This is a genomic window from Aeromonas sp. A35_P, from assembly GCF_002259925.1.
Lineage (GTDB): Bacteria > Pseudomonadota > Gammaproteobacteria > Enterobacterales > Aeromonadaceae > Aeromonas > Aeromonas dhakensis.
The window spans coordinates 1-8,344 of record NZ_NEVB01000069.1; the positions used below are offsets into that span (position 1 = coordinate 1).

An 8,344-nucleotide genomic window follows, 5' to 3' on the forward strand; every position below is an offset into this window, starting at 1 on the left:
TTCCTTACCCCAGCTCAACCGGAGATACGTTCCCGGGAAGAACAGGGAGCGAAAGATAATATGTTTGCCGTCATTTCGCGGGGTTTTCATGGCCGCGGCCGTTCATCCCCGCCGCGATAGTGGGCCAGCTGCTGCACGCTGAACTGCATTAGCTGAGGATAGAAACGCAGAAAGCCCTCCTCGCACTGCTGCCAGCAGGCCGCATCCAGGGTAGTGAGTGCTTCCCCCAGAGGCTTCGGGCGGCGCAGCCGGCGGCCAATGCCGTTGAGGGCCGCACCCAGCCCGGCCCTGTGCTGGTAGGAGGCGATCCAGTCCTGCTCCGCCATCCGTCTGAGCGGCAGGGGCAGACCCTCAGGCAGACGGGTTGCATCTGCCAGCAGGTGCCGGTAACTCCGCTGCAGGAAGCGGGGCAGGGCTTCGTCATGAAACTGTGGCCAGTGCAGGCTGAGCCAGTGATCGTAGAGCATGTCCACCAGGATACCGCCAAAGCGGCGCCAGGGGGCCTCGAAGCAGGCCACCGCCGCCCTGTGTTCGGGGTGGCCGTCGGTGAAGGCGTCTATCTTGCGGTGCAGCCAGATCCCCTCGTCAAATTGCGCTGCGAGGCCGGTGGGCAGGGCACCCTTGACGAAGTCCCCCAGCAGGTTGCCGGTGAGGGAGCTGTGGGTATGGGATGCCAGATGCAGGTGAGCCAGATAGTTCATAAATGGGTGAGATTAGCCAAAGGGATTGCCGCTGAGCCTAGCGGATCCGGCGGCCCTTGCCTATGGCTACGGTAGTCTGCCCGTGAGGAAGTGCTTCCCTCCCTGACCGCCGGCTGGGTAGAGTGCAGCATGGCCGCCGCTTGACGGCGCACATCAACCTCACGAGGAGCATGCCGCATGTTGACCCTGATCGAAGGGGCTGAACTCTATGGTCCGACCCCGCTTGGCCGCCAGGATCTGTTGGTGGCCGATGGCCGCATCGCCTGGCTCGGGCAGGGACTGTCTGTCCCCGCCGACTGGCCGCTGACGCGGGTGGACGCTCGCGGCCGCTATCTGGTGCCCGGGTTGGTGGATCCGCTGGCCCACATCACCGGCGGTGGTGGCGAGGGGGGCTTTGGTTTCCGCACCCCGGAGCTCTCGGCAAGGGAGGCGCTGAGCGCAGGGGTCACCACCCTGGTGGCGGCGCTCGGTACCGACAGCCTGACTCGCAGCCCGGCCCAGGTGCTCGGCAAGGTGCGCGAGTTTCGCGCCGCCGGGGTGAGCGCCTTCATGTATACCGGCTCCTACCATCTGCCGGTCAAGACCCTCACCGGTACGGTGGAAGCGGACATCATGCTCATTCCCGAGGTGCTTGGGGTGGGGGAGGTGGCCATCAGCGATCACAGATCCAGTGCGCCGACCCACCACGAGCTGGCCCGCCTGGTGAGCGAGGCGCGGGTGGCCGGGCTGCTTGCCGGCAAGAGCGGGGTCAGCTTCTTTCATCTGGGGGACGGGCGTGGGGCGCTGGCGCCGCTGCGGGCCCTGCGCGATGGCACCGACATCCCGCTGCGCCAGCTCTACCCCACCCACTGCAACCGCAATCCCTGGCTGTTTGCCGAGGCCATCGAGTGGGGCCGGGCCGGCGGCTGGGTCGATCTCACCACCTCTAGCTTCCCGGACCTGCTGGATGATGGTGAGTTGCTGGCGGCCGACGCCCTGGTGGCGCTGGTGGCGGCCGGGGTGCCTGCCGAGCGTATCAGCTTCAGTTCGGACGCCAACGCCAGCCTGCCGCGCTTCGACGGCGAGGGGCGTCTCATCGAGCTGCGCTGCGGCCAGATAGGCAGCCTGTGGCAGGCGCTGGTGGAGAGCTGCAGCAAGGGGATCGCACTGGAAGTGGCGCTGGCGGTGGTGACGGCCCATCCGGCTAGGGCGTTGGGGTTGGCGACCAAGGGCACGCTGGCGGTGGGGCAGGATGCGGATCTGCTACTGATCGACCCCGACACGCTCACCATCGAGCGGGTGATGAGCGGCGGCCGCTGGCGCCCTTGAAGGCCGTTAGTTGACGGCGGGGCTGTCACGCCCGCCCCCCTCTTTTAAACAACAAGCCCGGCAGCAGTGCCGGGCTTGTTGTTGTTGACCGTGGGCCAGTCAGCGGGTCGAGATCAGATGGCCAGGAAGCCCAGGATCAGGATGGGGCCGAGCAGGCTCAGGATAAAGCCGGAGACGATGGCCACCGGTACCACCTGGATGCCGCCAGATTTCTGGATCACCGGAAGGGTGAAGTCGAGGGCCGTGGCGCCGCCATAACCGATGGCGGCGGAGGGGTGGCGGCGCATCAGCACCGGAATGATCAGGATGGCGATGAGCTCGCGCCCCAGATCGTTGATGAAGGCGGCAGAGCCCAGCACAGGGCCCAGCTTGTCGGCCACCAGGATGCCGGAGAGCGAATACCAGCCGAAGCTGGAGCTGAGGGCCAGGCCGTGGGCCAGCGGCATGCCAAGCAGCTGAGCGGCCAGCAGGCTGCCGAGCCAGCTGCTGACGATGACGGTGGCGGCGATCTTCATGCCCCAGGGGTTGAGCAGGATCTGGCGCAGTCGCATGCCGGAGTTGCGCATCTGCACCCCGATGAGAAACAGCAGCAGCATCAGCGCCCACTCGCTCCACTTGTCGATGGGCAGGGCGCGCAGGTCCACCAGCAGCCCCAGCAAGACGCCGCCGAGCACCACGAAACAGAGCTGCAGCGACTCCCACAACAGGTGCAGCTTGCTCGGCATCTGGCCATCGCTGGCTTCATGCGTAGGGGGGGAACGCCGGTCCAGCCACCAGAGGGCCAGCAGGTTGCACAGGGTAATGGCGGCGAGCATGACGCCGGCCACCTTGAAGATCACCGCCAGGTTGCTGCCCAGGTTCTCCACGTAAGCAAGCCCCAGTCCCATCAGGAACAAGATGAGATAGACCATCTTGCCCAGCGATTGATTGACCAGCTTGATCAAACGGGCGGAGGAGAGGGGTACCAGATAGCCGATCACCAGCGGCAGCAGGATCAGCAACACATTGAGCAACATCGGGGCCTCGATCACAAAAACTGACAAAAATGACACCTTATCATCACTTATTGGCCCTGTGTCACATATTTGTGTGTTTATCTGCCTCATCCGGAACTTTTTTATCGATTTGTTATGTTTCTGGTATGAAATGAGGCCCAGTTTCGGGGCATCTACCCACCCTGGTGCAACCCAAAAACGGCGCGAGTCGGCGATTTTTCAACGGGATGCGAGGGTGGGGTGGGTGAATAAAGCCACTTCGGCTGCCTTATGGCATGATGGGCGGAATTTTCTTGCCAGTAGTGCGCTGCGGGTATAAAAAGGCGGTGTCGTCGAACCGGGGTGATTAGCATTTTATGCAGACAAAGTGCTGAAAAATACCTGTTTGGCCAATAAAAATACAGACAAAACACCAAAGACCTCGGTTCTGTATTGTTTTTTGACTATCCGAGTGATATTTTCGCTGAAGGTTGCCATCGGTTAACTTTTTGTTAAATAAGCGATGGCGTGAGTCACGCCCCAGCGGCGTCTAGGGACAGACAAGGTTGTAATGGATGAGCGACGTTGCCGCACTGGAAGTTCGTGATCTGCACAAGTATTTCGGCACCCACGAAGTGCTCAAGGGCATCGATATGACCGCCCACAAGGGGGATGTCATCTCCCTTATCGGCTCCTCCGGCTCGGGGAAGTCGACCTTTCTTCGCTGTATCAATCTGCTGGAAACACCCTCTTCCGGCACGGTTTCCCTCCATGGCGAGCTTATTCGCATGAAAACCAACCGCACCGGTGAACGCCTGCCGGAAGACATGCGGCAGGTGGAGCGCATTCGCAGTCGGCTGGCCATGGTGTTTCAAAGCTTCAACCTCTGGTCGCACATGACCATCATGCAGAACATCATCGAGGTGCCGATCCAGGTACTCAAGGTGCCCCGCGCCGAGGCCATTGCCAAGGCGGAACACCTGCTCAACCGGGTAGGGCTGTGGGAGCGGCGTGACTACTACCCGGGTCACCTCTCCGGCGGCCAGCAGCAGCGGGCGGCCATCGCCCGGGCCCTGGCGGTGGAACCCGAGGTGATGTTGTTTGATGAACCCACCTCGGCGCTCGACCCCGAGCTGGTGGGCGAAGTACTCGGCCTGATGCGCGAGCTGGCCGAAGAGGGGCGTACCATGCTGGTGGTGACCCATGAGATGTCGTTTGCCCGCGATGTGTCGAACAAGGTAATGTTTTTGCACCAGGGCCGCGTGGAGGAGGAGGGCAATCCCAAGGAGATCTTCGCCCATCCCAAGTCCGAACGGTTCAAGCAATTCATCTCCTCCATCTATTGATGGCCGGAGCTGAGCCCAATAATCTGCAATTGCAACAGTCGATGACTTTATCAAGGAGAGATACATGAACAAGCTGATGCTGGCGACTGCCATGGTTACTGCCCTGTCCTCCGGCAGCCTGATGGCCAAGGAGTGGAAAGAGGTGCGGATCGGTGTCGAAGGTGCCTACCCCCCCTTCTCCTGGACCGAGCCGAGCGGCGAGGTGAAAGGCTTTGACATCGACATCGCCAACGCTCTGTGCGAGGAGATGAAGGTGAAGTGCACCCTGGTCAAGCAGGACTGGGACGGCATCATTCCGGCGCTGTTGTCGCGCAAATATGACGCCATCATCGCCACCATGGACATCACCGAAGAGCGCAAGAAGAAGGTGGACTTCACCCAGAAGTACCAGCACATTCCGGCCCGCTTCGCCGCCAAGAAAGGCACCGAGGTGAAACTGGAGAAGGCCTTCATGGATGGCAAGACAGTGGCCGTGCAGCGTGCCACCTCCATGGACACCTTTATTACCGACAACTTCCCCAACGCCACCATCAAGCGTTACGGCACCGCCGATGAGGCCTATCTCGACCTGAAATCCGGCCGCGTCGACTACGTGCTGGCCGACTCCGCCGCCATCAGCGACGGTCTGCTCAAGAAAGAGGGCGGCGATGCGTTCGAGTTCGTGGGCCCGAAGCTGACCGATCCCAAGTGGTTTGGTGAAGGCGCCGGCATTGCGGTGCGCAAGGCCGACAAGGATCTGAAAGAGAAATTCAATGCCGCCATCCTGGCGCTGCGTGCCAACGGCAAGTACAAGGCGATCAACGACAAGTACTTCGACTTCGACGTCTACGGCGAGTAACTCCCAAGGCTCGCTGCCAGAGGCAGGAGCCAGGGCGTGACACGCACAATAGCGACAGGTTGACCCTCGTCTGTAGTCATCGGGCCCGTCGTCTCTCGCCAGGGAGCGATGGGCCCGCTTAGTTGCGATGGAACTGCATATGTTTGATTTGAAAGGATACGAAACCTCCCTGCTGGAGGGGGCCTGGGTCACCCTGGAGGTGGCGCTGGCCTCCCTGCTGCTGGCGCTGGTGCTAGGCATGCTGGGGGCGCTGGCCAAGCTTTCCCCCTACAAGTGGGCCCGCGGTTTTGCCACCGCCTACACCACCGTCATTCGCGGCATTCCCGATCTGGTGCTGATGATGCTGCTGTTCTTCGGCGGTCAGGTACTCATCAACAACCTCTGTACCTGGGTCAACGAGAGCTACAACAACTACCTGCTGGCGAGCAATCCCAATCAGGAGTGGGTCTCCCTGCTGCCCGATTACATCGACATCAGCCCGTTTGCGGCCGGGGTGGCCACCATCGGCTTCATCTTCGGCGCCTACATGACCGAAACCTTCCGCGGCGCCATTCTGGCGGTGGACAAGGGCGAGCTGGAAGCGGCCCGCGCCTTCGGCATGCGGGCAACCCAGGTGTTTCGTCGCATCCTGTTTCCCCAGATGATGCGCCACGCCCTGCCGGGGTTTGGCAACAACTGGCTGGTCTTGCTGAAAACCACGGCGCTGGTCTCCATCATCGGGCTCGATGACATGGTGCGCAAAGCGTCCCTGGCGGCGGGCTCGACCCAGCTGCCCTTCACCTTCTACATGGCGGTGGCCCTGATCTTCCTGATCTTCACTGCGGTCTCCACCTCGGCACTGAAATGGGCCGAGCGTCACTATGCGATAAAGACGAGGTAAGCCATGGATTTCTCAATCATTCTCAGCGAATGGCCCACCTACTGGCAGGGCCTCTACACCACGGTATTGCTGGTGGCCGCCTCCTTGATCCTCGGTCTGATGCTGGCGGTGCCGCTCGGCATCCTGCGCAACAGCCGCAACTGGCTGATCAAGGGGCCGATCTGGGCCTACATCTACTTCTTTCGCGGCACTCCGCTCTTGGTGCAGCTCTTCATCATCTACTACGGCGCCGCCCAGTGGGAGTGGCTGAAAAACAGCGTCGCCTGGGATCTGTTTGCCGAAGCCTGGTTCTGCGCCCTGCTGGCGTTCACCCTGAACACCGGGGCCTACACCGCCGAAATCGTGCGCGGCGCCGTGCTCAACATGCCAAAGGGGCAGATTGAGGCGGCCAACGCCTTCGGCATGACCCGCTGGCAGACTCTGACCCGCATCATTCTGCCCAACTCGTTTCGCCGGGCACTGCCGGCCTACAGCAACGAGGTGATCTTCATGCTGCAGGGCTCGGCGGTGGCGGGCATCATCACCATCGTCGATCTGACCGGCGCCGCGCGGATCATCAACTCCCGCTACTACAGCCCGTTCGAGGCGTTCCTGACCGCCGGTCTGCTCTACATGCTGCTGACCTTCGTCATCGTCTGGCTGTTCAAGAAGTGGGAGGCCCGCTGGCACGCCCACCTGCGCCCCCGCACCGTGTAACGCCCATAAAAAAAGCCCGCAATCGCGGGCTTTTTTGTCGGTCAAGATAGGGGCAAGCATCACAGCATGCCGAGGGGCGTCAGCATCTCCTCTGCTATCAAACCAAGCGAGCTCAGCACGCCGAGGGCACCGATAAGTCCGGGGGCGTTGAGGGCGCGCTTGCCCTGTTTGAGCGGCATGCGCTGTTTGTCGTGCTGCTGGATCTTCTGTGCCACGGCCATGGCCCCGATCTCCAGATGCCGATAGAAGCTGGCATTGATCTGGGTCAGGTGCAGCAGGGACTGGCGCATCCGCTCGAATGTCTCGTTGCAGACCGGGCTCTGCTTGTGCCAGAACTTCTCCAGCGTGCCGCGGGTGGTGAGCCCCGGCAGATCGTAGAGGGCGCGCCCCATGCAGAAGGTCGGCACATCGTGCAGCAGGGCGGAGAGGCCGACCGTGCTGTTGATGGTGATGACCCCTTTGAGCAGGGGATAGAGCGCCGGCAGCGGCAGGTCATAGCCATAAAACACCCGCCCTTCCAGCCCGAGCAGGGTGACCAGCCGGTTGATCTGGGACTGGTAGCTGACGTAGCCGCGATCCATGGGGTGATGCTTGAACAGCAGCACATCTTCGCTGCGTGCATGTTCGGCAAAGGAGTTCATCACCTGTGCCACCATCTCCTCCACACCGCTCAAATCCGAATGCTCGCGGATCTGGAAGTCCTCGGTGACCTGCAGGGGAACGAAGAAAATATGTCCCTTGTGTGCCGGCAAGGCTTTCAGCAGACGGCGGTCTGCCCAGCGGTAACGCCACTTCACCAAGCCGCCGGCGACCCAACCGCTGGCCTCCTGGTAAAGGCTCCAGGGCCTGTGGTTGACGAAGTGGGGGTAGCGCCAGCGAAAAAAGCTCTTGTTGATGTGATAGCGGCTGGCATACCAGGCTCGTCTGGCAAAGGTCTTGCCCACCTGCAACGGCGCCTGGTAGGGCTCAGGCCATTGCATCTCTGCCAGCTTGTCACGCTTGACATAGAGCGGGCTGAAGGCGTTGACCCCCCCTTGCTCCAGCGTCACGTAGTCGGGGCGCAGGTACCCCTCTTCCATGGCCCAGACGGCAATCTTTTTCTGCTTGCAGATGCGAATGGCTTGCAGATGGTAATAACGGCAATCGCCGTAGCAGACCAGGCTGTCGATACCATTGCGCTTGATGAAGCGCCGAAAAAAAGTGTTCCAGCTCTCCGGTTTGCCGGTAAAGCGCTCGTTGTGACCGACACAGGGCCAGCACTCATCCCCACCGTTGAAATGGATCTTGTACACCTGATGGCCAGCATCGCTCAGCACCTGGCTTAGGGTCTGAAAGAAGGGGCCCAGCGGTCCTTGCAACAACAAAATCTTCATGTACGACTTATCTCATGAGCTGGGGGAGGGAAGGGCGCTGCCACAGGGTCTGGGTCAGGTAACTCAGCTTGAGTTGCCAACGTTGCCAGCGGCCAGCCTTTCGGGCCGATGAGTGACCCTGCTGTGCCAGCTGGCGGATCAGCTGCTCTGGACTTATCCAGAGGCCGGTCTGCCAGTCGATATAGAGCGGATAGGCCACCAAGGTCAGATAGACTAGGCTGTGTTCTT

At 61.5% G+C, this 8,344-nt stretch carries 8 protein-coding genes and 1 pseudogene; 5 read left to right on the forward strand and 4 right to left on the reverse strand.

Annotated features, from left to right (window positions below; translation table 11 throughout):
- Window positions 1–86: 86 nt before the first annotated feature.
- Window positions 87–701, reverse strand: a complete 615-nt coding sequence (locus CAK78_RS05670) for an acyl carrier protein phosphodiesterase (RefSeq protein WP_094696645.1) — start codon at window positions 699–701, stop codon at window positions 87–89.
- A gap of 177 nt (window positions 702–878) precedes the next feature.
- On the opposite strand from CAK78_RS05670, the gene iadA reads away from it, so the two are divergent.
- Complete coding sequence (gene iadA, locus CAK78_RS05675) at window positions 879–2,009, forward strand: beta-aspartyl-peptidase (protein ID WP_094696646.1); 1,131 nt, start codon at window positions 879–881, stop codon at window positions 2,007–2,009.
- A gap of 113 nt (window positions 2,010–2,122) precedes the next feature.
- Here the strand turns inward: iadA and CAK78_RS05680 are convergent, their stop codons facing one another.
- Complete coding sequence (locus CAK78_RS05680; RefSeq protein WP_010634358.1) at window positions 2,123–3,025, reverse strand: lysine exporter LysO family protein; 903 nt, start codon at window positions 3,023–3,025, stop codon at window positions 2,123–2,125.
- A gap of 533 nt (window positions 3,026–3,558) precedes the next feature.
- On the opposite strand from CAK78_RS05680, the gene CAK78_RS05685 reads away from it, so the two are divergent.
- From CAK78_RS05685 to CAK78_RS05700, 4 genes are all read left to right on the forward strand, one after another.
- A complete protein-coding gene (locus CAK78_RS05685; protein ID WP_005299631.1) occupies window positions 3,559–4,329 on the forward strand; it encodes an ABC transporter ATP-binding protein in 771 nt (256 codons plus the stop codon).
- Window positions 4,330–4,393: 64 nt separating this feature from the next.
- Entirely contained in the window at window positions 4,394–5,167 is a 774-nt protein-coding gene (locus tag CAK78_RS05690) for an ABC transporter substrate-binding protein (RefSeq protein ID WP_017765964.1), read from the forward strand.
- Between the two features lie 139 nt (window positions 5,168–5,306).
- On the forward strand, window positions 5,307–6,047 hold the full coding sequence (locus tag CAK78_RS05695; RefSeq protein ID WP_017779372.1) for an ABC transporter permease: 741 nt from the start codon (window positions 5,307–5,309) through the stop codon (window positions 6,045–6,047).
- 3 nt (window positions 6,048–6,050) lie between these two features.
- Window positions 6,051–6,743 carry an ABC transporter permease gene (locus tag CAK78_RS05700; RefSeq protein WP_005299639.1) on the forward strand — a complete coding sequence of 231 codons (693 nt, stop codon included), beginning with the start codon at window positions 6,051–6,053 and terminating at the stop codon, window positions 6,741–6,743.
- Window positions 6,744–6,802: 59 nt separating this feature from the next.
- Here the strand turns inward: CAK78_RS05700 and CAK78_RS05705 are convergent, their stop codons facing one another.
- Window positions 6,803–8,116, reverse strand: coding sequence for a capsule biosynthesis protein (locus CAK78_RS05705; protein ID WP_094696647.1), 1,314 nt, complete (start codon window positions 8,114–8,116; stop codon window positions 6,803–6,805).
- A 7-nt stretch (window positions 8,117–8,123) separates the two neighbouring features.
- Window positions 8,124–8,344 (reverse strand): annotated as a pseudogene (locus CAK78_RS05710) (capsular polysaccharide biosynthesis protein); the annotation flags it as partial.

Coding starts and splice junctions, on each gene's coding strand:
- CAK78_RS05670 (WP_094696645.1), bottom strand. CDS start 701: ATGAACTATCTGGCTCACCTGCATCTGGCATCCCATACCCACAGCTCC.
- iadA (WP_094696646.1), top strand. CDS start 879: ATGTTGACCCTGATCGAAGGGGCTGAACTCTATGGTCCGACCCCGCTT.
- CAK78_RS05680 (WP_010634358.1), bottom strand. CDS start 3,025: ATGTTGCTCAATGTGTTGCTGATCCTGCTGCCGCTGGTGATCGGCTAT.
- CAK78_RS05685 (WP_005299631.1), top strand. CDS start 3,559: ATGAGCGACGTTGCCGCACTGGAAGTTCGTGATCTGCACAAGTATTTC.
- CAK78_RS05690 (WP_017765964.1), top strand. CDS start 4,394: ATGAACAAGCTGATGCTGGCGACTGCCATGGTTACTGCCCTGTCCTCC.
- CAK78_RS05695 (WP_017779372.1), top strand. CDS start 5,307: ATGTTTGATTTGAAAGGATACGAAACCTCCCTGCTGGAGGGGGCCTGG.
- CAK78_RS05700 (WP_005299639.1), top strand. CDS start 6,051: ATGGATTTCTCAATCATTCTCAGCGAATGGCCCACCTACTGGCAGGGC.
- CAK78_RS05705 (WP_094696647.1), bottom strand. CDS start 8,116: ATGAAGATTTTGTTGTTGCAAGGACCGCTGGGCCCCTTCTTTCAGACC.